Below are 234 nucleotides of genomic sequence, written 5' to 3'. Positions count from 1 at the left end.
GTAAATCTTCAAAATTTCCACTGAAAAGTTCCGGTTTGTCTGAGAGATCAAGAAAGCTTCCGGAAAAATCGTCAGTACTGTCTGTGTCCCATTTTTCAAATGAAATAGTGTTACCTCCGGAAATTTTTAATTCTTCTCCTTCCAGGCTTAAGTTCTGAATACTGCCTTCAGACCCGCTTCTGGTTACGATCAGGCTGTCGACCTGGTTTTTTGTATAAAGCTGAGGTGTTCCAA

Annotated in this window: 1 protein-coding gene; it reads right to left on the bottom strand. The window is 40.6% G+C overall.

Annotated features, from left to right (window positions below; translation table 11 throughout):
- Positions 1-234 (bottom strand): hypothetical protein (locus RM529_RS18000; protein ID WP_311486096.1); only part of this gene is annotated, 234 nt, incomplete at both ends.

This window comes from Autumnicola edwardsiae (assembly GCF_031846505.1).
In the GTDB taxonomy this organism is placed as follows: domain Bacteria; phylum Bacteroidota; class Bacteroidia; order Flavobacteriales; family Flavobacteriaceae; genus Autumnicola; species Autumnicola edwardsiae.
The sequence above is the reverse complement of the archived record's forward strand: the minus strand, read 5'-3'. Positions and strand labels throughout refer to the sequence as shown.